Source organism: Kitasatospora cineracea, assembly GCF_003751605.1.
Lineage (GTDB): Bacteria > Actinomycetota > Actinomycetes > Streptomycetales > Streptomycetaceae > Kitasatospora > Kitasatospora cineracea.
Map to the genome: position 1 here is coordinate 266837 of NZ_RJVJ01000001.1, position 25068 is coordinate 291904.

The 25068-nt window shown below is 73.9% G+C and carries 23 protein-coding genes and 1 tRNA gene; 9 read left to right on the forward strand and 15 right to left on the reverse strand.

Annotated elements, in window-relative coordinates; translation table 11 throughout:
• Positions 1 to 167 precede the first annotated feature (167 nt).
• The 5 genes from thrC to EDD39_RS01180 form a co-directional block, all read right to left on the reverse strand.
• The gene (gene thrC, locus EDD39_RS01160; protein ID WP_051816477.1) at positions 168 to 1265 is read right to left on the reverse strand and encodes a threonine synthase; all 1098 of its coding nucleotides are present in this window, start codon (positions 1263 to 1265) and stop codon (positions 168 to 170) included.
• 10 nt (positions 1266 to 1275) lie between these two features.
• Positions 1276 to 2568 carry a homoserine dehydrogenase gene (locus EDD39_RS01165; protein WP_030457737.1) on the reverse strand — a complete coding sequence of 431 codons (1293 nt, stop codon included), beginning with the start codon at positions 2566 to 2568 and terminating at the stop codon, positions 1276 to 1278.
• A gap of 133 nt (positions 2569 to 2701) precedes the next feature.
• Positions 2702 to 4093, reverse strand: a complete 1392-nt coding sequence (gene lysA, locus EDD39_RS01170; protein ID WP_123552912.1) for a diaminopimelate decarboxylase — start codon at positions 4091 to 4093, stop codon at positions 2702 to 2704.
• 96 nt (positions 4094 to 4189) lie between these two features.
• Positions 4190 to 5845, reverse strand: a complete 1656-nt coding sequence (gene argS, locus EDD39_RS01175; protein ID WP_123552914.1) for an arginine--tRNA ligase — start codon at positions 5843 to 5845, stop codon at positions 4190 to 4192.
• 117 nt (positions 5846 to 5962) lie between these two features.
• On the reverse strand, positions 5963 to 6463 hold the full coding sequence (locus EDD39_RS01180; protein ID WP_123552915.1) for a response regulator: 501 nt from the start codon (positions 6461 to 6463) through the stop codon (positions 5963 to 5965).
• Between the two features lie 179 nt (positions 6464 to 6642).
• Between EDD39_RS01180 and EDD39_RS01185 the strand changes: the two genes are divergently transcribed.
• The 3 genes from EDD39_RS01185 to EDD39_RS01195 all read left to right on the forward strand — a co-directional run bounded on the left by EDD39_RS01185 (position 6643) and on the right by EDD39_RS01195 (position 7666).
• Positions 6643 to 6714, forward strand: a tRNA-Arg gene (locus EDD39_RS01185).
• A gap of 159 nt (positions 6715 to 6873) precedes the next feature.
• The gene (locus EDD39_RS01190; protein ID WP_123552917.1) at positions 6874 to 7221 is read left to right on the forward strand and encodes a hypothetical protein; all 348 of its coding nucleotides are present in this window, start codon (positions 6874 to 6876) and stop codon (positions 7219 to 7221) included.
• Positions 7222 to 7285: 64 nt separating this feature from the next.
• The gene (locus EDD39_RS01195) at positions 7286 to 7666 is read left to right on the forward strand and encodes a hypothetical protein (protein WP_244256554.1); all 381 of its coding nucleotides are present in this window, start codon (positions 7286 to 7288) and stop codon (positions 7664 to 7666) included.
• 7 nt (positions 7667 to 7673) lie between these two features.
• Here the strand turns inward: EDD39_RS01195 and EDD39_RS01200 are convergent, their stop codons facing one another.
• From EDD39_RS01200 to EDD39_RS01220, 5 genes are all read right to left on the reverse strand, one after another.
• Positions 7674 to 8429, reverse strand: coding sequence for a hypothetical protein (locus tag EDD39_RS01200; RefSeq protein ID WP_123552921.1), 756 nt, complete (start codon positions 8427 to 8429; stop codon positions 7674 to 7676).
• 78 nt (positions 8430 to 8507) lie between these two features.
• Positions 8508 to 9473, reverse strand: a complete 966-nt coding sequence (locus EDD39_RS01205; RefSeq protein ID WP_123552923.1) for a trypsin-like serine peptidase — start codon at positions 9471 to 9473, stop codon at positions 8508 to 8510.
• 247 nt (positions 9474 to 9720) lie between these two features.
• Positions 9721 to 11217: an MFS transporter gene (locus tag EDD39_RS01210; RefSeq protein ID WP_244256555.1), complete on the reverse strand. Its 1497-nt coding sequence runs from the start codon at positions 11215 to 11217 to the stop codon at positions 9721 to 9723.
• A gap of 172 nt (positions 11218 to 11389) precedes the next feature.
• Entirely contained in the window at positions 11390 to 13102 is a 1713-nt protein-coding gene (locus tag EDD39_RS01215) for a DUF885 domain-containing protein (RefSeq protein WP_123552927.1), read from the reverse strand.
• Positions 13103 to 13177: 75 nt separating this feature from the next.
• Positions 13178 to 13828 (reverse strand): rhomboid-like protein, encoded by a 651-nt coding sequence (locus EDD39_RS01220; protein WP_123552930.1) that lies wholly within the window; start codon positions 13826 to 13828, stop codon positions 13178 to 13180.
• A gap of 138 nt (positions 13829 to 13966) precedes the next feature.
• Here EDD39_RS01220 and EDD39_RS01225 point away from each other — a divergent pair, with 138 nt between their 5' ends.
• On the forward strand, positions 13967 to 14725 hold the full coding sequence (locus tag EDD39_RS01225) for a TetR/AcrR family transcriptional regulator (protein WP_030457748.1): 759 nt from the start codon (positions 13967 to 13969) through the stop codon (positions 14723 to 14725).
• A gap of 177 nt (positions 14726 to 14902) precedes the next feature.
• Here the strand turns inward: EDD39_RS01225 and EDD39_RS01230 are convergent, their stop codons facing one another.
• The 3 genes from EDD39_RS01230 to EDD39_RS01240 form a co-directional block, all read right to left on the reverse strand.
• Positions 14903 to 15742 (reverse strand): fumarylacetoacetate hydrolase family protein, encoded by an 840-nt coding sequence (locus tag EDD39_RS01230; protein ID WP_123552932.1) that lies wholly within the window; start codon positions 15740 to 15742, stop codon positions 14903 to 14905.
• 184 nt (positions 15743 to 15926) lie between these two features.
• Positions 15927 to 17036 carry a DUF6745 domain-containing protein gene (locus EDD39_RS01235; RefSeq protein ID WP_123552934.1) on the reverse strand — a complete coding sequence of 370 codons (1110 nt, stop codon included), beginning with the start codon at positions 17034 to 17036 and terminating at the stop codon, positions 15927 to 15929.
• 44 nt (positions 17037 to 17080) lie between these two features.
• Positions 17081 to 17407, reverse strand: coding sequence for a hypothetical protein (locus EDD39_RS01240; protein ID WP_030457751.1), 327 nt, complete (start codon positions 17405 to 17407; stop codon positions 17081 to 17083).
• A gap of 213 nt (positions 17408 to 17620) precedes the next feature.
• Here EDD39_RS01240 and EDD39_RS01245 point away from each other — a divergent pair, with 213 nt between their 5' ends.
• Genes EDD39_RS01245 through EDD39_RS01265 form a run of 5 tightly spaced genes read left to right on the forward strand, consistent with a single transcriptional unit; the run spans position 17621 to position 22718 of the window.
• Entirely contained in the window at positions 17621 to 18571 is a 951-nt protein-coding gene (locus EDD39_RS01245) for an STM4015 family protein (protein WP_123552936.1), read from the forward strand.
• A gap of 11 nt (positions 18572 to 18582) precedes the next feature.
• Entirely contained in the window at positions 18583 to 19722 is a 1140-nt protein-coding gene (locus tag EDD39_RS01250) for an STM4014 family protein (protein WP_208765441.1), read from the forward strand.
• 1 nt (position 19723) lies between these two features.
• Positions 19724 to 20545, forward strand: a complete 822-nt coding sequence (locus tag EDD39_RS01255) for an STM4013/SEN3800 family hydrolase (RefSeq protein WP_123552938.1) — start codon at positions 19724 to 19726, stop codon at positions 20543 to 20545.
• Entirely contained in the window at positions 20542 to 21870 is a 1329-nt protein-coding gene (locus tag EDD39_RS01260) for an STM4012 family radical SAM protein (protein WP_123552940.1), read from the forward strand. The genes EDD39_RS01255 and EDD39_RS01260 overlap by 4 nt, the downstream gene beginning before the upstream one ends.
• A complete protein-coding gene (locus EDD39_RS01265) occupies positions 21867 to 22718 on the forward strand; it encodes an STM4011 family radical SAM protein (RefSeq protein ID WP_123552942.1) in 852 nt (283 codons plus the stop codon). The genes EDD39_RS01260 and EDD39_RS01265 overlap by 4 nt, the downstream gene beginning before the upstream one ends.
• Positions 22719 to 22761: 43 nt before the next feature.
• Here EDD39_RS01265 and EDD39_RS01270 read toward each other — a convergent pair whose 3' ends face one another.
• Together EDD39_RS01270 and EDD39_RS01275 are read right to left on the reverse strand one after the other, a co-directional pair.
• Positions 22762 to 23847, reverse strand: a complete 1086-nt coding sequence (locus EDD39_RS01270) for an IS110 family RNA-guided transposase (RefSeq protein ID WP_123552944.1) — start codon at positions 23845 to 23847, stop codon at positions 22762 to 22764.
• Between the two features lie 227 nt (positions 23848 to 24074).
• Positions 24075 to 25061: an ABC transporter substrate-binding protein gene (locus EDD39_RS01275; RefSeq protein ID WP_123552946.1), complete on the reverse strand. Its 987-nt coding sequence runs from the start codon at positions 25059 to 25061 to the stop codon at positions 24075 to 24077.
• Positions 25062 to 25068 lie beyond the last annotated feature (7 nt).

The window sequence follows — 25068 nt, forward strand, 5'->3', positions numbered from 1 at the left end:
TCAAGCGTATCGAAGAGAGGTTCCGGAGCGGTACACCCCGCCCGGCTCGGATCTTCCGTGTTGCCGCAACCAGCGGAAAAGCACCGGTGGGTTGACCGGAAAGCGGCGGCGAGCGGTCCGCTCCCTGGGGGCGGGCCGCTCGCCGGGTCGACGCTCGGTCGGGCGGGTCAGTCGAGCAGGCCGAGGCGGCGGGCGGCCGTCTCCGGGTCGATCGGGACGATCTGCGGCTGCGGGGCGCCGGCCACCGCCCAGTCCGGGTCCTTGAGGCCGTTGCCGGTGACGGTGCAGACGATCCGCTGGCCGGGGTCGACCAGGCCGGCCTCGGCCTTGGCGAGCAGGCCGGCCACCGAGGCGGCCGAGGCGGGCTCGACGAAGACGCCCTCCTGGGAGGCCAACAGCCGGTAGGCGGACAGGATCTGGCGGTCCGTCACCTTGTCGATGAGGCCGCCGGAGTCGTCCCGGGCGGCGAGCGCGTAGTCCCAGGAGGCGGGGTTGCCGATCCGGATCGCGGTGGCGATGGTCTGCGGCTTGAGCACCGGGGCGCCGTCCACGATGGGGGCCGAGCCGGACGCCTGGAAGCCCCACATCCGCGGGGTGCGGGTGGCGAGGCCGTCCGCCGCGTACTCGCGGTAGCCCTTCCAGTAGGCGGTGATGTTGCCCGCGTTGCCGACCGGCAGGACGTGGATGTCGGGGGCGTCGCCGAGCATGTCGACGATCTCGAAGGCGGCGGTCTTCTGGCCCTCGATGCGCACCGGGTTGACCGAGTTGACCAGGGCGACCGGGTACTTCTCGGAGAGCTCGCGGGCGAGCGTCAGGCAGTCGTCGAAGTTGCCGTCGACCTGGAGGATCTTGGCGCCGTGCACCAGCGCCTGGCCCATCTTGCCGAGGGCGATCTTGCCCTGCGGGACGAGCACGGCGGAGACCATGCCGGCCCGCACCGCGTAGGCGGCGGCGGAGGCGGAGGTGTTGCCGGTGGACGCGCAGATGACGGCCTGGGCGCCGTCCTCCTTGGCCTTGGAGATGGCCATGGTCATCCCGCGGTCCTTGAAGGAACCGGTCGGGTTGGCGCCCTCGACCTTGAGGTAGACGTCGCAGCCGGTGCGCTCGGAGAGCACCTGGGCGGGGACGAGCGGCGTGCCGCCCTCCAGCAGGGTCACCACGGGGGTGGAGGCGGAGACCGGGAGGCGGTCGCGGTACTCCTCGATGAGGCCGCGCCACTGGTGGGTGTGGCTGCCTCGGGCGGTGCTTTCGGCAATGGCGTTCATACCGGTTTTCCTATTCCCCTTCGACCCGCATGATGCTGGCCACGTCGCGCACGCTGTCCAGTGCGCGGAGCTTGTCGACCGTCGCCGACAGGGCGGCGTCGGTGGCGCGGTGGGTGACCACGACGAGCGCGGCGTCGCCGTCGCGGCCCTGCTGGCGCACGGTGTCGATGGAGACGCCGTGCTCGGCGAAGACCGAGGCGACCTGGGCGAGCACGCCCGCGCGGTCGTCCACGTCCAGGCTCACGTGGTAGCGGGTGACCACCTCGTCCATCGGCTTGGCGGGCAGCGCGGCGTACACCGAGTCGCCGGGGCCGGTGGAGCCGTTCAGCTTGTTGCGGCAGACCGCGACCAGGTCGCCGAGGACCGCGGAGGCGGTCGGCGAGCCGCCCGCGCCGGGGCCGTAGAACATCAGCCGGCCGGCCGCCTCGGCCTCCACGAAGACCGCGTTGTACGCCTCGCGGACGGAGGCCAGCGGGTGGCTGAGCGGGATCATCGCCGGGTGCACCCGGGCGGTGACCGAGGCGCCGTCGGCGGCGCGCTCGCAGATCGCCAGCAGCTTGACCACGCAGCCCATCTGCTTGGCGGAGGCGATGTCGGCGGCGGTGACCTCGGTGATGCCCTCGCGGTAGACGTCCGCGGCGGTGACCTTGGTGTGGAAGGCGATCCCGGCCAGGATGGCGGCCTTGGCGGCGGCGTCGAAGCCTTCCACGTCGGCGGTCGGGTCGGCCTCGGCGTAGCCGAGCGCGGTGGCCTCCTCCAGCGCCTCGGAGTACCCGGCGCCGGTGGAGTCCATCTTGTCGAGGATGAAGTTGGTGGTGCCGTTGACGATGCCCAGCACCCGGTTCACCTTGTCGCCGGCCAGCGACTCGCGCAGCGGGCGCAGCAGCGGGATCGCCCCGGCGACGGCGGCCTCGTAGTAGAGGTCGACGCCGGCCGCGGCGGCCTTCTCGTGCAGTTCGGCGCCGTCCTTGGCGAGCAGCGCCTTGTTCGCGGAGACCACCGAGGCGCCGCCCTCGAAGGCTTTCAGGATCAGCGATTTGGACGGCTCGATGCCGCCCACCACCTCGACCACCACGTCGATGTCGCCGCGGCCGACCAGGGCCTCGGCGTCGGTGGTGAGCAGGTGCTCGGGCACCCCGGGGCGGGGGCGCCCGGCCCGGCGGACCGCGATGCCGGCGAGCTCGACCGGGGCGCCGATGCGCGCGGCGAGGTCGTCGGCCGTCGTCGTCATGATGCGCGCCACCTCGGAGCCCACCACACCACAGCCCAGCAACGCCACCTTCAGCGGGCGCGTACGCATCATCCGACTCCGCTCTGCATTCTTCGGTCCCCGTCGGGGTGTTCCGTCGTCCCCGGGGGCTTGCCTGTTTCCCACCAGTCTCCGGGACTTTCCGCACGGATCTACGGCTGGTCCACGTTCTGAGACGAAAATTTCGTCAGCCGATATCGAGCCGCAGGAGATCCTCCTCCGTCTCGCGGCGGACGATCACCCGGGCCGCGCCGTCCGCGACGGCCAGCACGGGGGGCTTGAGGGCGTGGTTGTAGTTGCTCGCCATCGAGCGGCAGTAGGCGCCGGTCGCGGGCACCGCGATCAGGTCGCCGGGGGCCAGGTCGGCGGGCAGGAAGGCGTCCTTGACCACGATGTCGCCGGACTCGCAGTGCTTGCCGACCACCCGGGCCAGCATCGGCTCGGCCTCGCTGGTGCGGGAGACCAGCGCCACCGAGTACTCGGCGTCGTACAGCGCGGTGCGGATGTTGTCGGACATGCCGCCGTCCACGCTGACGTAGGTGCGCAGGCCCTCCAGCGGCTTGACGGTGCCGACCTCGTAGAGGGTGAACGCGGTCGGGCCGACGATCGCCCGGCCCGGTTCGACCGAGATCCGAGGGGCCGTCAACTCGGCGGCGGCGCACTCGCGCCGGACGATCTCGCGGAGCGAGGCGGCGATCTCGGCGGGCTCGCGGGGGTCGTCGTCGGCGGTGTAGGCGATGCCCAGGCCGCCGCCCAGGTCGATCTCCGGCAGCTCGACGCCGTGCTCGTCGCGGACCTCGGCGAGCAGGCCGACCACCCGGCGGGCGGCGACCTCGAACCCGGCGAAGTCGAAGATCTGCGAGCCGATGTGCGAGTGGATGCCGCGCAGCTCCAGGGCCGGCTCGGCCAGCACCCGGCGGACCGCCTCGGCGGCCAGGCCGCCGGAGAGCGAGAGGCCGAACTTCTGGTCCTCGTGCGCGGTGGCGATGAACTCGTGGGTGTGCGCCTCGACGCCGACGGTGATCCGGATCAGCACCGGCTGCCGGACGCCCTGGGCGTCGGCGATGGCGGCCAGCCGCTCGATCTCCTGGAAGGAGTCGACCACGATGTGCCCGACCCCGGCCTTCACCGCCTGCTCCAGCTCCGGCACCGACTTGTTGTTGCCGTGCAGCGCGATCCGCTCCCCCGGCATGCCGGCCGCCAGCGCCACGTGCAGCTCGCCCGAGGAGCAGACGTCGACGTTCAGGCCCTCCTCGTGCAGCCAGCGCACCACGGCCTTGGACAGGAACGCCTTGCCCGCGTAGTACACGTCGGCGCTCTCGCCGAAGGCGTCCCGCCAGGCCCGGGCCCGGGCCCGGAAGTCGGCCTCGTCCAGCACGTACGCGGGGGTGCCGAACTCGGCGGCCAGGGTGCGCACGTCGACGCCGCCGACGGTGGCGACGCCCTCGGCGTTCCGGGCCACGGTGCGCGACCAGACCTTGGGGTCGAGCGCGTTGAGGTCGGCCGGCGGGGCCTGGTAGTGGCCCTCGGGCAGCACGTCGCCGTGGCGGGGGCCTGCGGGGTGGGCGGAGCGGCTCATCTGATGAAACTTCCTCGACCTATGGCGAGGGGCGGCCACCGGTCTCCGTCGACCGGTCGCCGCCCCCTGCTGTGCTGCGCTTCGGGGGTGTGGTGCTTACATCCGCTCGGGCGCCGAGACGCCGAGCAGGCCGAGGCCGTTGGCCAGCGTCGTCCGCGTCGCGTCGGCCAGCCAGAGGCGGGCGTGCGTGAGGTCGGTGACCTCCTCGTCGCCCTTCGGCAGGATCGGGCAGTTGTCGTAGAACCGGTGGAAGGCGCGGGCCAGTTCCTCCAGGTACGTGGCCACGTGGTGCGGCTCGCGCAGCTCGCCGGCCTTGGCCAGCGCCCGCGGGAACTCGCCGAGCTGGCCGAGCAGGTCGTTCTCCCACTCGCTGCTCAGCAGCTCCGGTTTGAAGTCCGCGCTGCGGGTGATGCCCTTCTCCACCGCGTTGCGCTGCACGGAGCACATCCGGGCGTGCGCGTACTGCACGTAGTAGACCGGGTTCTCCCGGGAGGTGCTGGTCACCAGGTCGATGTCGATGGTGATGGTGGAGTCGGTGGACTGCCGCACCAGCATGTAGCGGGCGGCGTCCACGCCGATCCAGTCGATCACGTCGTCGATCGTGATGATGTTGCCCGCGCGCTTGGAGAGCCGGACCTCCTTGCCGTCGCGCAGCATCTTCACGAACTGGCCGATCATCACCTCGATGTTGCGGTCCATGTCGTCGCCGGCGCAGGCCGCGATGGCCTTGAGGCGGTTGACGTAGCCGTGGTGGTCGGCGCCGAGCATGTAGACCGAGACCTCCGCGCCGCGGTCCCGCTTGCTCAGGTAGTAGGCGGCGTCGGCGGCGAAGTAGGTGGTCTCGCCGTCGGCCTTGATCAGGACGCGGTCCTTGTCGTCGCCGAAGTCGGTGGTGCGCAGCCAGATCGCGCCCTCCCGGTCGAAGACGTGGCCCTGCTCGCGCAGCCGCTCGATGGCCTTCTCGACGGCGCCGGAGTCGTGCAGCGTCTGCTCGGAGAACCAGGTGTCGAAGTGCACGCCGAACTCGGCCATCGAGCGCTGGATCTCGGCGACCATCAGCTTGAGGCCCTCGGTGCGGAAGGTCTGCAGCTGCTCGTCCTCGGGCAGGTCGAGGATGCCGGGGACGCCGTCGGTGACGGCCTTGGCGATGTCGGTGATGTACTCGCCGACGTAGCCGTCCTCGGGGACGGGCTGCCCGTTGGCGGCGGCCTTGAGCGACTTGGCGAACTTGGTGATCTGCACGCCGGCATCGTTCAGGTAGTACTCGGTCGACACCTCGGCGCCGGTGGCCTTGAGCACCCGGGCCAGCGAGTCGCCGACGGCGGCCCAGCGGACGCCGCCGATGTGGATCGGGCCGGTCGGGTTCGCCGAGACGAACTCCAGGTTGATCTTCAGGCCCTTGAGCGCCTCGTTGCGGCCGTACGCCTCGCCCGCCTCGACGATGGTGCGCGCCAGCCCGCCCTGGGTGGCGGCGTCCAGCGTGATGTTGAGGAAGCCGGGGCCGGCGATGTCGACCTTCGCCACGCCGGTGATCTCGCGCAGGCGCCCGGCCAGGATCTCCGCGACGGCTCGCGGCGGCTTGCCGGCCGGCTTCGCGAGCTGGAGGGCCACGTTGGTGGCGTAGTCGCCGTGGTCCCTGTTCTTGGGCCGCTCGACCGTCACGTGCGCGGGCACGTCGACGGTCAGCTCGTCCGCCTCGATGGCGGCGCTGACGGCGGCCTGGACTGCCTGGGAGAGTTCTGCGGGTGTCACGGTGCCAAGCCTAGGCGAGACGGGGTACCGGGCCGCCACTCGGTTTGTCCGCCGCGGGCCGCGTCGCGGCGTCCGGCGTGCTTCGTGTCGTCGGACGTCCCCGCTGGCGGGCACATCTCACGGGCGGGGCTCGTCCGGCCGGACGAGTTCCTGCGGCTGTTCGCTCAGGGCTGAATCCCGGGAGGTTTGCCCGGCCGCCGGCGGCTGGCCCCCGAAGTCGTAGGCGAACCGGCGCCCGCCCGCCGCCGACACCCGCAGCCGCCGCACCAGCGCGACCAGTTCCGCCGGGTCGAAGGGCTTCGCCAGGTAGCCGTCCACGCCCACCGACTCGCCGCGCTCCAGGTCGGCCGGCGTGCAGGCGCTCACGATCGCTATCGGCAGGTGCGCGGTCTCCCGCGACGCGCGCAGCCGGGCCGCCGTCCGCAGGCCGTCCAGCCGGGGCATCACCACGTCCAGCGTGACCACGTCCGGGGCGACCCGGCCGACCACCTCCAGGCACTCGGCACCGTCGGCGGCGGTCACCACCTCGAAGCCCTCCAGCTCCAGGTTGACCCTGATCAGTTGGCGGATCACCTCGCTGTCGTCCACCACGAGGACCCGCCCCGACGTCGCCGCCACCTCACCGAGGGTAGCCGCGCCCCGTCCCGCTGTCCGGCCTTTCGGCTACTTGCCGGTCACCTGCTGACGGGGCGTCGGAACGGCCGCGCGCCGGGCCGCGGAAACCCGTGCACGGAGCACGGAGTTTCCCTGGTAGTGTTTTCCCCGTCAGGCCGGGCAGCACCGCGAGGTCAGCCCAGGCCCCCGTAGCTCAGGGGATAGAGCACCGCCCTCCGGAGGCGGGTGCGTAGGTTCGAATCCTACCGGGGGCACTTCGCTTCGAAGTGCAACAGAGGCCCAGATCAGTGGAGTTGGTCCACGGATCTGGGCCTTCGTCGTTCCCCGGGCCGGTGGCGGCCGGGTCGAAACCGCTTCCTCCGGCCGCGGACCGGTCGCTACTGTTCGCCCCACGACCTTGGAGGGGTGGTGCGATGACCAGGACGGAACCCGTCCCGAACCTGCCGGACGACCGGCTGTGCTGGCTGGCGGTCCGGGACCAGGTGGGGCGGCGGGCGGCCCGGCCGGGGGCGTTCGGCTGGCTGACGGCGCTGTTCGCGTTCCGGGCCGGTCGGTCCGGGCGGCAGGCGGCCGGGCTGGCGGGCGACCTGCGGCGGGACCGGACGTCGGGGCGGCTGCACGAGTACGCCTTCGCCGTGGACGGTGCGGCCGAGACGCTCACCGCCGAGGAGCGGGCGCACCTGCGGGCCACCGGCGAGGTGCCGGAGCGGTTCCTGGCCGAGGTCGAGCGGCTGGTCGCCGAGCGGCGCGCGAAGCGCTGAACTCCCGGGCCGGGCAAGGGTTCCGGCGGGGCGGGCGGCCGGGGTGTGGCAGGGTACCGGGGTGATGATCTCTGCTGAGCAGGTCCGATTCGTGTCCGGGGCGTCCGCGCCGATCCTGTTGCTGGGCGGCGCCCCGGTGCACGGGGCGCTGCCGGTGCTGCGGGTCGCGGACGGGGCGGTGCCCGGGCTGGACGGCTGGTCGGTGTTCGCCAGCCTCACCATGTGCGTGCTGGACGGCCCCGGCGACGCCGGCTGCCTCTTCCCCACCCTGGGCGGCTCGTTCGCCGCCGACGGCGTGGCCGGCTGGTGCGCCGAGGTCGAGCGGGCCGGCGGCGCGCTGGTGGTCTCGCTGCCCGATCCGGCCGCGCTGGCCGGGCCGCTCGACTGGACCGCGCTGCTCGACGGGGGCTCGCACGGCGGGTTCGCCCCGGCCACCGCCGCCTGACGGGCCGTCAGCGCTTGGCGTTGCGGCGGTGCTCGCCGCTCAGCACCAGGGCCGGAGTGCCCTGGTCGTAGGCGCCGCAGGCGGTCGTCGACCAGGGCGACCACTGGCGGGGCACCGCGAAGTACGGCACCAGCACCGGCCCCTTGCGGCCCGGCGCGGCCTTCGCGGGCAGCAGGGCGGGCAGCACGTCCGGCGTCTGGCCGGCCAGGATCGCGGTCCGGCAGGAGCGGCAGGTGGGGCGGCGCTCGGCGGCGGCCTCCCGGGGCGTCAGGTGCCGGCGCTGCCGGGCCTTGCGGCCCCGGCCGGGGGCGAGAACGATGTCGGCGGGCCCGTGCAGCGGGTTCCAGTAGCAGCGGACCTGCAGCGGCCCGGGGCGCTTGCCGGCGTGCAGCAGGTGGGCGGCGGCGAGCCGTTCGACGGCCTGCTCGGCCATGACGACGGCCGCCGCCAGGTCCGGCAGGTCGGTGTCCTCGTCCCCGGCGTGGTCGAGCAGCCGGCCGGCCGCCTCGTACGCCTCCAGGGCCCACTGGTAGGCCACCCGGGCGGCCGACTCCTCGCTCTGCAGGTGCAGTTCGGCGGCCCGGAAGACCGCCCCGGCCGCGGTGACCCGCTCGGCGGCGACCCCGCGCAGGTGCTCCCGCAGCGCCTCCCACTCCCCCAGCACCAGCGCCTGGCGCGCCCGTGCCTCGCGCCGGGTGGGCGGCGCGGCGGGATCCACCGGGACCGGTACCGCGACCTTGAGAAACCACCAGCGCCGGAACACCGCGCCTCCCCCGTGCCTGTGCGTCGGGTCCCCATTGTGGACCTCCGGACGGGGCGGCGGGCAGGGGGGCGGGCCGGTTCAGCCCGCCGCGGCGAGGAGTTCGGCGACGGTGTGGTCGAAGGCGGCGCTGTAGGAGGTGTCGTCGGTGTCCCCGCCCTGCTGGTAGCCGCCGATGACGCCGATGACCTGGCCGGTGGCGGTGTCGACGAAGGGGCCGCCGCTGGTGCCGCCGGGGAAGGACGGGCAGTCGATCCGGCGCTGGTAGGTGTCCTGGCGGCTGGTGGTGTTGGTGCAGAGGATCGGCAGTTCGCTCCCGGCGGGGTAGCCGTAGAGCCGGGCCTCGGCGGTCCAGGAGGCGGTGGTGCCGAGCGGGTTGCCGCCGAGGACGTCCTCGATCTGCTGCCCGTCGTTCGGGGCGACGGCGAGGACGGCGAAGTCCTCGTCGGGGTCGCCGCCGTTGCGCCAGCCGTCCGCGGTGTAGACCTTGGTGACCCGCCAACTGCCGTACGGGGCCCGGCCGTCGCGGTAGCCGGGGACGAAGGTGGTGCCGGCCGCGTCGGACAGGCAGTGCGCGGCGGTGAGGATCAGGTTGCGGCCGGGGCTGTCGATGACGCTGGCGGTGCAGAAGTGGTTGCCGGGGCCGGTCGGGCCGGCGAAGAGGGCGCCGACCCGGCGGGACTCGGCGTTGTCGGGGGCGGTGGCGGTGGTGCCGGGGACGGCCTCGGGCGGCGCGCTGGGCGGGGCCTGCAGGGTGGGGGCGGTGACGGGGGCGTCCTGCCGCACCGCGGCGGGGGCGGACGCCGGCGCCGCGGTCGGCGTGGGGACCGCCGTCGGGCTCGGAGTGGGCGACGGCGAGGGCGTGGGGGTGGGCGTCGCGGGGGCGGCCAGGGCCACCGGGCGGGTGCGGGGCCGTCCGGGGTCGCGGAGTTGGACGGTGAGCACTCCGGCGGTCGCTATCGCGCCGACCACGCCGACGGCGAGGACCGAGGTGAGGGCGGCCGACCGCAGCGGGCGGTGTCCGTCCTGGCTGGTGTTGCGTCCCATCCGCTGCCCCGTTCCGGCCGGTCCTGGTCGTGGCGGTGCCCACGGCGCGGATCCGACGCGGGCACGTGTCGATCGGTTGCCCGATCGGCTCCCCAATATCCGTCGTGGAGCTGGGAAAGCCGTCATGACTGCCTGGGAGGCTCGTGAGATTTCCGACGGCGTGGAGCAGCGTCCCACGGCCGGGGGGCGGGCGGCCGGGTCCGACACCCGCGGGGCGGGTGCCGGACCCCGGTGCGGGGCCGGGCCGTCAGACCGCGGCGCGGGCCTCGGCGGCGGCGTCCTCGCCCCGGGCCTCCCCGGGGGCCGGGCGGTGGTTGATCATCAGGAAGGCGACCACCGCGGCGCCGATCAGGATGGCCATCGCGACGGTGGTGGCGACCGCGTAGCCGTGCACCGCGCCCTGGGCCTGGACCAGCGGGTCGGTGGGGTTGCGGGCGGCCAGGTAGGTGGCGGTCACGCTGGCGGCGATGGTGTTGAGCAGCGCGGTGCCGATCGAACCGCCGACCTGCTGAGCGCTGTTGATGATGGCGGCGGCGGCGCCGGTCTCCTGCGGGGCGACGTTCAGGGTGGCCAGGCTCATGGTGGGCATGAAGACCAGGCCCATGCCGAAGCCGAGCAGCAGTTCGGCGGGCAGCACCATCGTGGCGTAGGGGCTGTCGACCTTGATCTGGGTGAGCCACGCCATTCCGGCGGCGCCGAGCAGCAGGCCGGGGACGACCAGGTTGCGGGTGGGGACGCGGGTCATCAGCCGGGAGGCGATGCCGGCCGCGCTGACCACGATGGCGGCGGTCATCGGCAGGAAGGAGACGCCGGCCTTGATCGGCGAGTAGCCCTTGATCACCTGGAGGTAGTAGGTGAGGAAGAGGAACAGGCCGAACATGCCGATCACGGCGAGTCCGACCGAGAGCGCGCCGCCGGCCCGGTTGCGGTTGCCGATCAGGTGCATCGGCAGCAGGGCGTGTTCGGTGCGCCGTTCGACCGCCGCGAAGACCGCGAGCAGGGCGACGCCGGCGCACAGCGCGGTGAGCACCACCCAGTCGTCCCAGCCGCGGGAGACCGCCTCGGAGGTGCCGTACACGATGGCCAGCAGGCCGCCGCAGCCGAGCACCGCGCCGGGCAGGTCGAGCCGGACCCGGCGGGAGCGGTCGACGTGGTCGCGCACCAGCAGGTAGTAGGCGCCGATGCCGGTGACGATCGCGATCGGGATGTTGACGTACAGGCACCAGCGCCAGGACAGGTACTCGGTGAGCAGTCCGCCGGTGATCAGGCCGATCGCGGCGCCGCCGCCGGCCAGGGCGCCGAAGATGCCGAAGGCGGTGGCGCGTTCGCGCGGGTCGCGGAAGGTGACGGAGAGCAGCGAGAGCGCGGACGGGGCGAGCAGCGCGCCGAAGGCGCCCTGCAGGGCGCGGGCGGCGAACAGCACGCCGCCGGTGGTGGCGAAGCCGCCGATGCCGGAGGCGAGGGCGAAGCCGAGCAGGCCGACCATGAAGGTCCGTTTGCGGCCGAAGAGGTCGCCGATCCGGCCGCCGAGCAGCAGCAGTCCGCCGAAGGCCAGCGTGTAGGCGGTGATCACCCACTGCCGGTTGGCGTCGGAGATGTCGAGCGCCTTCTGCGCGGACGGGAGGGCGATGTTCACGATCGTCGCGTCGAGGACGATCATCAGCTGGGCGATGGCGATGACCGCCAGGGCCCACCAGCGGCGCGGATCCGCCGCGGGGGTGTCGGGGGCTTGCTGGGGGGTCACCGTGAGGCCGCCTTCCGCCGATCGGGAGTGGGGCTGGGCGCGTACGGCGCTCTTCCCAGGGAAACCCCCGAACGGGGCAGCGGCAAGGCGAATTGTCCAGTTTGTCAACATGTGGGACGGGGTCCCGGGTGCCCGGCCGCATCGGCCACCCGGAACGCGGTGCCCGTCGTCGTTACAGCGCGCCCAGTTCGGTGACCAGGTCGTCCAGGCCGAGCGAGCCCTGGGAGAGCGCCGCCATGTGCCACGCCTTGAGGTCGAACTCCGCGCCGCGCGCCTCGGCCGCCGCCCGGGCCTCGGCCCGGCCGCGCAGCCAGGCCCGCTCGCCCAGCTTGTAGCCGATCGCCTGGCCGGGCAGGCCCAGGTAGCGCACCAGCTCGCTGTCCAGGAAGTCCGCGGACAGGCCGCAGTAGGCGCCGAAGAACTCCCGGGCCCGCTCGGGCCGCATCGGCTCGCCGGGGGCGAACGGCGAGTCGGCCGGGAAGTCCAGCTCGGCGTGCATGCCGATGTCGACGATCACCCGCAGCGCCCGCATCATCTGGGCGTTCAGGTAGCCGAGGCGGTGGCCCGGGTCGGTCAGGTAGCCCAGCTCGTCCATCAGGCGCTCGGCGTACAGCGCCCAGCCCTCCATGTTGGCGCTCACCCCGCCCAGGGTGACCTGGTAGGTGGAGAGCCGGTCGGCGACGTACGTCCACTGCGCGAGCTGCAGGTGGTGGCCCGGGACGCCCTCGTGGTACCAGGTGGAGACCAGGTCCCACTCCGGGAACGCCTCGCGGCCCAGGGTGGGCAGCCAGGTCCGGCCGGGGCGGGAGAAGTCCAGCGAGGGCTGGGTGTAGTAGGGGGCGGCGGCGCTGCCGGGCGGGGCGATCCGGGACTCCACCTTCAGCAGCGGCTCGGCCAGGTCGAAGTGCACGCCCTGGAGGTCGTCGATCGCCCGGTCCATCAGGCCCTGCAGGTACTCCTGCACCTGCTGCTCGCCGCGGATCGCCGGGCCGTCGGTCTCCAGCCACTTCATGGCCTGCATCGGGGTCGCGCCCGGGCGGACCTTCTCCGCCTCGGCCCGCATCTGGGCGTCCAGTTCGTGGAACTGCTCCCAGGCCCAGCGGTACGCCTCGTCCAGGTCGAGTTCGGCGCCCGTCCAGTACCGCACCCAGCGGGTGTAGCGCTCGCGGCCGACCGCGTCCGGGGTGCCCTTCGCGGCGGGGGCGTACGTGTCGCGCATCCAGTCGCGCAGGTCGGCGAGGGCGGCGGTGGCCTCGACCGCGGTGGCGGTCAGCTGCTCGCGCAGGTGCGCGGGGGCGGCGGCGACCAGTTCGCCGAACCAGCCGCCGGGGGTCTCGCCGTCGATCCACTCGCCGAACTGGCCGACCACCGTCTCCACCTGGCGCGGCGCCGACAGCAGGCCGCGCCGGACGCCCTCCTCCAGGCTCTGCCGGTACTGGGCCGTCACCAGCGGGAAGCGGGCCAGCCGGCGGCCCAGCCGCTGCCAGTCCTCGTCGGTGTCGGTGGGCAGCAGGGTGAACATCTCGCGGGTGTTGTGCACCGGCGAGCCCAGGTTGCGGACGCTGCGGTAGCCCTCGCCCGCGTCGTGCACGGCCAGTTCGGCGGTCAGCCGCTCGCGCAGCAGCCGGGCGCAGCGGCGTTCGGCCTCGTCCTCGACCGGGCCGGCGGCCTCCAGCTCGTCGAGCGCGGCGAGGGTGCGGCGGGCCAGGTCGGCGGTGGCCTCGATGCCTTCGGAGGAGAGGTCGGGCAGCCGGTCGTCCTCCGGGTTGAGGCCGAGGTACACCGCGGTCAGCGGGTCGGCGTCGGCGAGCGCGTGGACGTAGGAGTCGGCGAGTCGGCGCGGGGTGGGGCCGCTCGGGTGAGGGTCGTTCAGTTCATGAGCCATCCGGCCATCCTGTCGTAGCCGCAGGCGAATTCAACCCCTGTCAGGTATCGGCGTCGTCACCCCCGGGCCGGTCCGTCACCCCCGCGCCGGGGCGAGCCGCCGGACGCTGCGCCACGGGTCCCAGGTCGGCCGGCCCCGGGTGATCGGGTAGAACGCCAGGCCGATCAGCACCGAGCAGAAGTGCCCCAGGTCGGTGAACGTGTGCGAGGTCAGCAGCGGCACCAGGTAGAAGACGACCAGCCCGCAGCCGTACACCCAGCGCCACGCCCCGGCCAGCGCGTACGTCAGCACGCCCTCGACCCCGGCCAGCGCGTACGACACCCCGACGTCCACCGTGGTCGACATGTTCAGCGGCAGCACGTGGTGGTTGACGCCCCAGGCGACCACGCCCTCGCTGACGAACGTGGCCAGCACGTGCGCGGTCAGCGCGACCGTCAGCCAGCGGCGGGTGCCCAGCCAGCGCTCGGCCGGCACGTGGAAGACGTGGAACACCGCGAAGTAGAACAGGAAGTTCGCCTGCTCGGTCCAGATCAGGCTGGCCAGCAGGGCGTGCACCGGGTGCGAGGAGAGCTGGTGGATGTTGGTGGAGCGCTTCTCCAGGAAGTAGTCCAGCGCCGCCGGGTCCATCCGGGCCACCACGAAGCTGGTCAGCGCCAGCAGCAGCAGCCACACGTACGTCCCCGGGGACTTCCCGATCCACCGCCCCACCGCCCGCACCCACCGCACCGGCCGCTCCTCGCCGCGACGTGACCCGAGACCTGTTCCCAGTCTGCACCCCGTCCGGGGCCCCGCCCGGCGGGAACCCGCCGGTCGCGGGCGTGCGGAGGGGGTGCGCGGGGCCGTCCGAGGTCTACCCTGGCACGCATGGCAGCGACCCCCTCCCCCGTCGAGGAGCCCGTCGACGACTCCCCCGCCGCGGAGCGCCCCCGCCGCGCCGCCTACCGGCGACTGCCCGTCCAGCAACGGCGCGAACAGCTCATCGCCGTCGCCCTCGAACTCTTCGCCGCCCGGCCGCCCGAGGAGGTCTCGCTCGACGACGTCGCCGAGGCCGCGGGGGCCTCGCGGCCGCTGGTCTACCGCTACTTCGCGGGCGGCAAGCAGCAGTTGTACGAGGCGGCGCTGCGCAGCGCCGCCTCCGAGCTCACCACCCGGTTCACCGTCCGGACCACCGACGGCACCCCGACCCAGCAGCTCGGCGCCGTCCTGCACGGCTACTTCGACTTCGTCGGCGAGCACGCCGCCGGGTACGGCGCGCTGCTGCGCGGCGGCTCGGTGGTCGAGACGGCGCGCACCTCGGCGATCGTCGACGACGTCCGCCGGGCGGCGCTCCGGCGCACCCTGCGCCACCTCGGCGTCCGGGAGGCCGGGCCGCGGCTGACCCTGCTGGTGCGCTCCTGGATCTCGGTGGTCGAGGCGTCCGCGATCAGCTGGCTGGACGAGGGGCGGCAGATCCCGGCCGACTCGCTCTGCGCCTGGCTGGTCGACCAGTTCGTGGTGATGGCGGCGGCCACCGCCGTCCGCGACGCGCAGACCGCGCAGGCGCTGCACGGCTGGCTCCAGCTGGAGACGGCCGACAGCCCGGCGGGGGTGCTCATCTCGCGTCTGCGCGACCTGGGGCTCTAGGCAGAACCGGGAGGCTCGGGGAACGGCGGGTCCGTGCTGCTGACGGCCGGAGCCCGTCGGGGGTCCGTGCTGCTGCGGGTCCTCAACAGGACCGGAAGCAGGCGCGCTGGGCGGCGGTGAACCGTCAGCAGGCCCGGGCTCGCCGTTCCCCGAGCCCCGGGCCCCTGTCGGGACTCGCTAAGCCTGGCCGAGGGTGGTCTCCTGGCGGCCGAGGCGGGTGACTTCGAGGGCGACCTTGTCGCCGGCCCGGAGGAACGGGGTGCCGGGGCGGCCGAGGGTGACGCCGGCGGGGGTGCCGGTGATGACGATGTCGCCGGGGTCGAGGCGCATGAAGTGGGTGAGGTAGCGGACGGTCTCGTGCACCGGGAAGATCATCTCCGCGGTGGTGCCGTCCTGGCGGAGCTCGCCGTTGACCCACAGCCGCAGGTCGAGGGCCTGCGGGTCGCCGAGTTCGTCGGGGGTGACCAGCCAGGGGCCGAGCGGGGTGAAGGTCTCGGCGGACTTGCCCTTGTCCCACTGGCCGCCGCGGTCGAACTGGAAGGCCCGCTCGGTGACGTCGTTGACGGCGGCGTAGCCGGCGATGATCGCGGCGGCGTCGGCCGGGGTGTCCAGGTAGCGGCCGGTGCGGCCGATGACGACGGCGAGTTCGACCTCGTAGTCGGTCTTCTCGCTGCCGCGCGGGACGAGCACCTGGTCGTTCGGGCCGACCAGGGTGTTGACGGGCTTGAGGAAGACCACCGGCTCGGCCGGGATCGCGGCGCCCGCCTCGGCCGCGTGGTCGCGGTAGTTGAGGCCGATGCCGACGATCTTGCCGGGGCGGGCGACCGGCGGGCCGATCCGCTCGCCGGTGAGGTCGGTGACCGGGAGCGCGGCGAGGTCGAGCGCCGCCGGGTCGAGTCCGGCGAGGAACCCGCCGTCCAGGTCGGGGGTGAGCGGGCGGAGGTCGCGGGCGGTGCCGTCGGGGGCGAGTACGACCGGTCGTTCTGCGCCCGCAGGGCCCACGCGGAGGAGCTTCACTGCCTGTCACCACCTGTTTCGTCTCGGGGGCGGGTCGTCCCCTGCCCCGGGACATCGAGGTATACCAGGGGTGATCGCCTGCGGAACAGTGGTGCCGGTTCGGCGAATTCCTCCCAATCGGAGGAATCCGGGCGCGGGGCGAATCGGTGCCCCGCACCCTTGACAGCCGCCGGCCGGCCTGCGGTCAGGTCTCCTGCTGCGGGTGGTACTCGGCCTCCTCGACCCCGAACGTCCAGGCGACGCCGGCCCGCGCGGTGCGGGTGCCGGGCGGGACCCGCAGGTAGTAGGTGCGGTGGGTGCCGTCCGGTTCGGGGGTGGAGTTGAGCACCTCGACCATCACCACCGGCTCGTCGTTCGGGAGCTGGATCCGCCACAGCGTGCCGGTCGCGTCGCGGTGCAGCGGTTCGGCGCCGGACTCGGCGAGGTAGCGGTCGTAGCCGAAGTGCTCCAGCATGACGCGGCGCAGTTCGGCGTTCTCCTCGCCGCGGATCCGCTCGGGGGTGAGGCCGGTGAGCCGGTCGAGGAAGTCGGCGGGGACGGGCATGCCGCGCCAGGCGTGCAGCGCGAAGCCGTCGGCGTAGGCGAGGGCCGGTCCGTCGGCGCGGTCGAGCCGGCCGGCCTCGTCGCGATGCAGGGCGGTGGGGCGCTCGCTGAGCAGCACGGTGCGCTCGTAGGGCCACCACCAGCCGGTCTGCCGGGCGGCGCCGGCCAGGGCGGCGAGGGCCGCGTCGCCGGTGCCGGCGGTGTCGAAGGCGGCCAGCCAGGCGGCGTCGTGCTGCCCGGCCACCGCGTCCAGCAGGAGCAGGCGGATCCGGCCGCGCCGTTCGGCGGCGGCCTGCCGGACCGCCCGGTTCTCGGGCTTGCGGGCCTCCTGCCAGTCGTCGATCGGCTCGGGCTCGGGGGCGAAGTGGTCGAGCAGCGCGGCGCGGACCCGCTCGGCGGGCAGCGCGGTGGTGGTGGCGAGTTCGGCGCCGGTGACGGCCCACAGGGCGGACCAGCCGGCCGGGCCGAGCGCGGCGAGGGCGGCGGTGCGGGCCCGCTCCCAGGCGGCGGTGCGCACCTGCTCGCGCACGCTCGCCCCGAACTCGTCGCGGTGCGCGAGGAGTTCGTCGACGGCGGCGCGCGGCGAGGGGCACCAGCGGAACTCGGCGGGCTCGGCGAGCCCGGCGGCCCGGTAGGCGTCCCGGACGGCCTGTTCGGCGGTGGCCCGGTCGGCGGGGCCGGTGGCGGCGGCGACGGCCCGCCAGTGGGCCACCGAGAGGTCGGCCGGACGGCCCGTCAGCTGGCTGCTCATCAGTTCTCCGTAGTGCTGGGTCTCGGACGGGTGGCGGCGGGGGGTCAGTCGGCGACGACGCGGACCGCGCCCGGCGTGTACTCGCGCTGGCGGACCACCCGGTACCAGCCGCCGGGCAGGGCGATCGCGGCGTGCTCCTCGTGGACGACCCGGCCGCCCTCCGGCAGGTGCAACCAGGCGGCGCCGAACGGGCCGCCCTCGCGGACGAGTTCGCCCGGCCCGACCACCGCGTGGGCGTGGCCGGTGACCTCGCCGAGGGCCAGCACCAGCCGCCCGCGGGCGTCCCGGGGCTGCCGGGCGGCCTGTTCGAGGGCGGCCGGGACGGCGCTCTGCGCGACCGGAACGATCAGTACGTCACCCTGGCGGTACACGGGGCCTCCCGGCGTCGGGTCCGGCCCGCTGCCGGACGCCACGCCCCGAAAACTAGGCCGCCCCACCGACAACTCCGCGCCCCCGGGGTCCTTCGTGCGGGTGAACGTCACGGGCGGCTGGTAGACAGGTCTCGGCCCACTGCGGGCAGCAGCGACACCGAACCACCGCGGCATGAGCACGGCACCACGATCCGGAGCAACGAGGAGCAGCGCATGACCATCAACGACCACGTCGAGGAGTTCCACGGCCTCCCGGTGACCGACTTCCGGGAGGCCGAGGAGGAGGGGAAGCTCCCGGCGGCGGACGCCACCGCCTGGCGGATCGGCCTGGACTGGGACGACGAGCAGGGGTTCGCCGAGCTCTGGCAGAAGTTCCTGGACACCGTGGAGCCGGAGCGGGTCACCGCGCTGGTGCTGGGCCGCTGGTTCCCGGAGGAGCCGGAGTCGCTGTCCGAGGCGCTGCCGCTGATCCTCGCCGCCGCCGACCGGCTGCCCGCGCTGCGCGCGCTGTTCCTCGGCGACATCACCTTCGAGGAGTGCGAGATCTCCTGGATCCAGATGTGCGACATCACGCCGGTGTTCGCCGCGTTCCCGCAGCTGGAGGAGCTGGTGGTGCGCGGCGCCAGCGAGGACTACGACGACAAGGAGCGGCTGGGCCTCAAGCCGGTGCGGCACGAGAAGCTGAAGGCGCTGCGGTTCGAGTCCGGCGGCCTGCCCGCCGAGATCGTCCGCGCGGTCGGCGCCTGCGACTTCCCGGCGCTGGAGAAGCTGGAGCTGTGGCTGGGCGTCGACAACTACGGCGGCAACTGGACGATGGACGACCTGGCCCCGTTCCTGTCCGGCGCCAAGCTGCCCGCGCTGACCCACCTGGGCCTGCAGGACTCGGTGTTCCAGGACCAGATCGCCGCGCTGGTCGCCCGGGCACCGGTGGTGCCCCGGCTGACCGGGCTGTCGCTGTCCATGGGCGCGTTCACCGACGAGGGCGCGGCGGCACTGCTCGAGGGCCAGCCGCTGACCCACCTGAAGACCCTGGACCTGCACCACCACTACCTCACCGAGGGCATGCAGCAGCGCCTGCGGGACGCCCTGCCGGGCGTCGCGGTCGACCTCTCCGGCGCCGAGGACCCGGGCGACAACTGGCGCTACGTCGCCATCTCCGAGTAGGCGGGGCCGACGTGACGCCGCACCAGCTGGTCGTCCTGGGCTGCCCGGGGCACCGCCGGGCCGCCCTGTTCGCCGCCGCGGCCCGGGCCGCCGGCCGGCCGGAGCCGGCCGTGCTGCCCTGGTCCGCGGTGCTGCGCGGGCGGTACGGACTGCCGCCCGGCGCGGTGGTCCGGGTCGACTCGCCCGGCGAGGACCCGGAGGCGGACCGGCTGCTGCGCGGGCCCGTCCTCGGCGCGGGCTACGCGCCGACCCGGGTCGAGGGCGGCCCGGCCTGGTACGCGGGCGTCGTGGCGGCGCTGCGCGCGCTGGCCGCCCGGCCCGGGGTGCGGCTGCTCGGCGACCCGGACGAGATCGCCGCCATGTTCGACAAGCGGGCCGCGCACGCCCGGCTGGCCGCCGCCGGGGTGCCGGTGCCGCCCGCGCTGCCCGGTGGACCGCCGTCCGGGTTCGAGGAGTTGAAGGAGCGGCTGGCCGGGGCCGGGATGCGCCGGGTGTTCCTCAAGCCGGTGCACGGCTCGTCCGCGTCCGGCGTGGTGGCGCTGGAGTTCGGGCCGGGCGGGCGGGTGCAGGCCACCACCTCGGTGGAGCTCGCCCCGGACGGGCTGCACAACTCGCTCGCGGTGCGCCGCTACCGCTCCGCGGCGGAGGTCGCCGAGCTGGTCGACCGGCTCGCCCCGGAGGGGCTGCACGTCGAGCGCTGGGTCCCCAAGTCCGGCCAGGGCGGCCGGGCGGCGGACCTGCGGGTGGTGGTGGTCGGCGGCCGGGCCACCCACCTGGTGGTCCGCACCAGCCGGCACCCGATGACCAACCTGCACCTCGGCGGCGGCCGCGGCCGGACCGACCTGGTCCGGGCGGCGGCCGGCCCGCACTGGCCGGAGCTGCTGGCCACCGCGGAGGCCGCCGCCCGCTGCTTCCCGCGCTCCCCGATGGTCGGCGTCGACCTGCTCCCGCACGCCCGCTGGCGGCGCGCCCTGGTCGGCGAGGTCAACGCCTTCGGCGACCTGCTCCCGAACCTGCCCGGACTGCCCGACGGGCCGGCCCCGGGCCTCGACACCTACGCCGCCCAACTGGCTTCGCCCGCCTACGCGTTGGACGCCCGCACGGCGGACGCCGTGCCGGACGCCTGGAGGACCGCCCGCTGTGATGCCTGACATGAACCGGGTCGTCGGTTCGCACGACCTGCTGCTGGTCACCCTCGACACGCTGCGCTTCGACGTCGCCGCGGAGCTGCTCGCGGCCGGCCGGCTGCCGAACCTGGCGAAGGTGCTGCCGCCCGACGGCTGGGAGCGGCGGCACTCGCCGGGCAGCTTCACGTACGCCGCGCACCAGGCGATCCTGGCCGGGTTCCTGCCGACCCCCGCCACCCCGGACGGGCCGCACCCACGGCTGTTCGCGGCCCGGTTCGCGGGTTCGGAGACCACCGAGCCGCGGACCTGGGTGTTCGACGCGCCGGACCTGCCGACGGCGCTGGCCGCGGCCGGGTACCGGACGGTGTGCATCGGCGGGGTGGGGTTCTTCAACAAGCAGGGCCCGCTCGGCTCGGTGCTGCCGGGCCTGTTCCAGGAGAGCCACTGGGCGCCGGAGCTGGGCGTCCCGTCGCCGACCTCCTTCGAGTCGCAGGTGGCCGTCGCCGAGCGGGTGGCGGCCGGGCAGCCGCCCGGGCAGCCGCTGTTCCTGTTCGTCAACGTCTCGGCGCTGCACCAGCCGAACTGGTTCCACCTGCCGGGCGCGACCCGCGCGGACGGGGACAGCCGGGCCACCCACGCCGCCGCGCTGGAGTACGTGGACGCGCACGTGGGCCGGCTGTTCGCGGCGATGAGCGCCCGGCGCCCGTGCTTCGCGGTCGTCTGCTCGGACCACGGCACCGCGTACGGCGAGGACGGGTACACCGGGCACCGGATCGGCCACGAGGTGGTCTGGACCGTCCCCTACGCGCACTTCACCCTTCCCGCCACGCCGCAGGAGTCCCGATGAGCACCACCGCCACCGCCGAGTCCCCGTACCGGAGCTACGTCTACGCGTACCCGCACAAGACCGCCTACCGCCCGCTGCCGGAGCGGCCGCGGCTGGCGGAGCTGTGGGAGGGCGAGAAGCAGGACGCGCTCTCGCTGTACCTGCACGTGCCGTTCTGCGAGGTGCGGTGCGGGTTCTGCAACCTGTTCACCCGGATCGGCAGCCCGGAGGGGCTGACCACCGCCTACCTGGACGCGCTGGAGCGGCAGGCCCGGCAGGTGCGGGAGGCGCTGGCGCCGGGGGCGCGGTTCGCGCTGGCGGCGTTCGGCGGCGGGACGCCCACCTACCTGAGCGCGGCCGAGCTGGAACGGCTGTGCGACATCGCCGAGTTGCGGATGGGGGCGGACCTGCGGGCGGTGCCGCTCTCGGTGGAGGCCTCGCCGGACACCGCGACCGCAGACCGGCTGCGGGTGCTGGCCGAGCGCGGCACGACCCGGCTGAGCCTGGGCGTGCAGTCCTTCCTGGACGGGGAGGCGAGGGCCGCGGTGCGCCCGCAGAAGCGGGCCGCGGTGGAGGCCGCGCTGGGCCGGGTGCGGGAGGCCGGGTTCCCGGTGCTGAACATCGACCTGATCTACGGCATCGACGGCCAGACGCCCGCCAGCTGGGTCGAGTCCCTCGACGCGGCGCTGGCGTGGCGGCCGGAGGAGCTGTACCTGTACCCGCTGTACGTCCGCCCGCTGACCGGCCTCGGGCGGCACGGGACCGGCCCCTCCCCGGAGTGGGACGCCCAGCGGCTGGCGCTGTACCGGGCGGGCCGCGACCACCTGCTGGCCGAGGGGTACGAGCAGGTGTCGATGCGGATGTTCCGCCGGGTCGGCGCGGCGCGCGCGAGCGCCGGCGAGTACGCCTGCCAGACCGACGGCATGGTGGGCCTGGGCTGCGGGGCCCGCTCGTACACCTCGCGGCTGCACTACTCCTTCGACTACGCGGTGGACGCCCGCGAGGTGCGCCGGATCATCGACGACTACGTGGCCGCGCCGGACTTCTCCCGGGCCGAGCTGGGCTGGGCGATGACCGAGGAGGAGACCCGCCGCCGCCACCTGGTGCAATCGCTGCTGCAGGGCGAGGGCGTCGACCTGGCGGCCTACCGGGAGCGCTTCGGCAGCGCCCCGGAGCTGGACTTCCCGGCGGAGCTGGCCGAGTTCGCCGCCCGCGGCTGGCTGTCGGCGCAGGACCCGGCCCGGCTGCTGCTGAGCGCGGAGGGCCTGGCCTGGTCGGACGCGGTGGGGCCGCGGCTGTTCTCGGCCGCGGTGCGCGCCAACATGGCGGAGTACGAGGCCAAGTGAGCGAGCACCTGACCCTGCTCTACCGGGGCCCGCTGTCCTCCTGCGACTACGACTGCCCGTACTGCCCGTTCGCCAAGCGGCGCGACTCCCCGGAGCTGCTGCGGGCCGACCGGGCGGCGCTGGAGCGGTTCACCGCCTGGGCGGCGGCGTACCGGCACGGGCGGCTGTCGGTGCTGTTCACGCCGTGGGGCGAGGGGCTGGTGCGCAGCTGGTACCGGCGGGCGATGGTGGAGCTGAGCCGGCTGCCGCACCTGGAACGGGTGGCGATCCAGACCAACGCGAGCTGCCGGACGGCCTGGCTGGCGGAGGCGGACCGCTCGAAGCTGGCGCTCTGGGTGACGTACCACCCGGGGCAGGTGGGCGAGCAGCGCTTCCTCGCCAAGTGCGCCGAACTGACCGCGCTGGGCGTGCGGTTCAGCGTCGGCGTGGTCGGGCAGCCGGAGCACCTGGCGGCGGCCCGGCGGCTGCGGGCGGCGCTGCCGGCGGGGGTGTACCTGTGGGTGAACGCGGCCGACGGGCTCACCTACACCGACGCCGAGGCGGCGCGGTGGACGGAGCTGGACCCGCTGTTCGGCTACAGCCGCCACCCGCACCGCAGCGCCGGGCTGCCGTGCCGGACGGGCGAGAGCGTGGTGTCGGTGGACGGGGAGGGCACGGTGCGCCGCTGCCACTTCGTCCGGCCGCCGCTGGGCAACCTGTACGACGACTCGTACCGGGATCAACTGCGGCCGCGGGCCTGCCCGTTGGGGAGCTGCGACTGCCACATCGGGTACGTGCACCTGGAGCCGCTGCCGCTGTACGACGTGTTCGCGGGCGGCGTGCTGGAGCGCATCCCGCACGGGTGGTGAGGGATGCGCCCCGGCGGTCGCGACGGGGATGCTCCTATAGACGTCAAGCTGCGGGAGCGAGATCGGGTTGAGTGATTTGTGTGGTTGGTGCGCTGGCCAGGGCGCGGTAGACCTCGCGGGCGACGAATCGTTTGAGGCAGCGCATGATGTCCTTCTTGGACATGCCTTCCTTGGTGCGGCGTTCGACGTAGGCGCGGGTGCGCGGGTCGAAGCGCATGCGGACCAGCACGATGGTGTGCAGGGCGTTGTTGGCGGCCCGGTCGCCGCCGCGGTTGAGGCGGTGGCGGTGGGTGCGGCCGGAGGAGGCGGGGATCGGTGCGACGCCGGCCAGGTGCGCGAACGCGGCTTCGGAGCGCATGCGTTCGGGGTTGTCTCCGGCGGAGGCCAGCAGCTGGCCTGCGCTCTCGGGTCCGACGCCGAACAGCTCCAGCAGTGCGGGGGCGGCCTTCTTGACGAGCGGGCCGATCTCGGTGTCGAACTGGGTGATCTCCTCGTCCATGGCCTGGTGGCGTCGGGCCAGTCGTCGCAGTGCCGCCCGGGTCGCCGCCACCGGGCCCGAGAGGTCGTCGCCGGGTCGCAGCCGGGCGAGCGTGCGTATCAACTCTGTGCGTGACAGGCCGGCCAGCGGCTCGCGCAGCAGGGCCGGCGCGGAGACGAGCAGGCCTCGGATCTGATTCATGGCCTGGGTGCGGGCCTTGACCGCGCTGCGGCGGGCGACCCGCAGCACCCGGACGGCCTCGACCACGCCGTCGCGGCTCTTGGGGACGCCGGTGGCCCGCCCGGAGAGCACGGCGGTGGCGGCGGCGTAGGCGTCGATCGGGTCGGACTTTCCCCGCATGCGGCGCGTTTTGCGGTCGGGGCGGTCGACGTCGACGACCGTGGTCCCGGCGGCGGTCAGTACCCGGGCGAGTTCGGCTCCGTAGGCGCCGGTGCCTTCCACGCCGACCGCGGCGAGGGTGCCGTGCGAGCGCATCCATTCCAGCAGGTCGCGGTAGCCGGCGACGGTGGCGGGGAACTCCCGGTCGGCCAGGTGCCGGCCCAGCGGGTCGACCACCGCCGCGTGGTGGGTCAGGCCGTGGGTGTCGACTCCGCCGGTGATCTGTGAGCCGCCGTGCGTCATGCTGGTCATGTCCGTCCTTGTCGCTTGTCCGAGCCGAGGGCGGCACGCGCCGGTCGGGCGGGTGGACAAGACAGTGACGGGGCCTCTGGCCAGGCTCCTATGAAGTCACAAGCGCCCGTCCGGCCGCGTGCGTGACGAGGAGCTGATGGGCCGACAAATCCCAAACAGGACAGTCTGAACGTCAGTCAGTCGGCGGGTCAGACCCATCAGCAACCCCGTCACCACAATCATCACTGTCAGTCGGTCTTGGGCAGGCCGGGCGGGTTGATCTCGGAGGTCGGCACGGCCTCGTCGTCCAGGCCCCAGCGCTTCAACACCTGGGCGTAACTGCCGTTCCTGATGGCCTCGTTGATCGCCCCGTTGAGTGCCTTGACCAGGCCGTTGTCCTTCTTGGTGGTGGCGGCGATCTTGCCGAGGACGGTGTCCCCGGCGCCGGAGTAGGTGCCGATCACCTCGGTCTCGCCGGTCTGCGCGGAGTGGAAGGCGGTGGCCGGGTTGGGGCCGAGCCAGGCGTCGATCCGGCCGGAGCCGAGGGCCAGGTAGTAGTCGGAGGAGTTCTGGTAGTACTTCACGTCGACCGGCTTGAGGCCGTTCTCGACGTCCTGCTCGCTCCAGGCCAGCAGCAGCTTCTCCTGGTTGGTGCCGGAGGAGACGCCGATGGTGCGCCCGGCGACGTCGGCCGGGCCCTTGACCTTCCAGTTGCCGCCCTTCTCGGCCTCGAAGCCGAGGATGTCGAGCCGGTAGGTGGCGAAGTCGTACTTCTCCTTGCGGGCCTCGGTGACGGTGACGTTGGTGATGCCCGCGTCGTACTTACCGCTGTCCAGGCCGACGAAGACGTTCTCCCAGGAGACCGGATCGATCTCGACCTTCAGGCCGAGCACGTCGCCGATCAGGTGGGCCAGGTCGGGTTCGGTGCCGATGACGGTCTTGTCGTCGGTGGCGTAGAAGCCGAGCGGCGGGACGGTGCCGACGTCGGCGGCGACCCGGAGGGTGCCTCTTCGGCGGACCTCGTCGGGGACGAGGGCGGCGATCGCGTCGACCTTCGGGGTGCTGATCCGGTTCTGGTCCGGCGTCAGGTTGATCTTCACGCCGTTGGGCGCGGTGCCCTCCTTCTTGGCGCCGAGGTCGGCGGAGGCGTTGTCCGCGGAGCCGCAGGAGGAGAGCAGCAGGGCGGCGACGAGGGCGGCGACGGCCGGGACGAAAGTGCGGCGGTACACGGACATGCGGGCA

Bases quoted from the DNA above. Each gene is read 5' to 3' on its own strand.
- thrC (WP_051816477.1), bottom strand. From the start codon at position 1,265: ATGAACGCCATTGCCGAAAGCACCGCCCGAGGCAGCCACACCCACCAG.
- EDD39_RS01165 (WP_030457737.1), bottom strand. From the start codon at position 2,568: ATGATGCGTACGCGCCCGCTGAAGGTGGCGTTGCTGGGCTGTGGTGTG.
- lysA (WP_123552912.1), bottom strand. From the start codon at position 4,093: ATGAGCCGCTCCGCCCACCCCGCAGGCCCCCGCCACGGCGACGTGCTG.
- EDD39_RS01190 (WP_123552917.1), top strand. From the start codon at position 6,874: ATGACCAGGACGGAACCCGTCCCGAACCTGCCGGACGACCGGCTGTGC.
- EDD39_RS01195 (WP_244256554.1), top strand. From the start codon at position 7,286: ATGATCTCTGCTGAGCAGGTCCGATTCGTGTCCGGGGCGTCCGCGCCG.
- EDD39_RS01205 (WP_123552923.1), bottom strand. From the start codon at position 9,473: ATGGGACGCAACACCAGCCAGGACGGACACCGCCCGCTGCGGTCGGCC.
- EDD39_RS01215 (WP_123552927.1), bottom strand. From the start codon at position 13,102: ATGGCTCATGAACTGAACGACCCTCACCCGAGCGGCCCCACCCCGCGC.
- EDD39_RS01225 (WP_030457748.1), top strand. From the start codon at position 13,967: ATGGCAGCGACCCCCTCCCCCGTCGAGGAGCCCGTCGACGACTCCCCC.
- EDD39_RS01235 (WP_123552934.1), bottom strand. From the start codon at position 17,036: ATGAGCAGCCAGCTGACGGGCCGTCCGGCCGACCTCTCGGTGGCCCAC.
- EDD39_RS01245 (WP_123552936.1), top strand. From the start codon at position 17,621: ATGACCATCAACGACCACGTCGAGGAGTTCCACGGCCTCCCGGTGACC.
- EDD39_RS01255 (WP_123552938.1), top strand. From the start codon at position 19,724: ATGAACCGGGTCGTCGGTTCGCACGACCTGCTGCTGGTCACCCTCGAC.
- EDD39_RS01260 (WP_123552940.1), top strand. From the start codon at position 20,542: ATGAGCACCACCGCCACCGCCGAGTCCCCGTACCGGAGCTACGTCTAC.
- EDD39_RS01270 (WP_123552944.1), bottom strand. From the start codon at position 23,847: ATGACCAGCATGACGCACGGCGGCTCACAGATCACCGGCGGAGTCGAC.
- EDD39_RS01275 (WP_123552946.1), bottom strand. From the start codon at position 25,061: ATGTCCGTGTACCGCCGCACTTTCGTCCCGGCCGTCGCCGCCCTCGTC.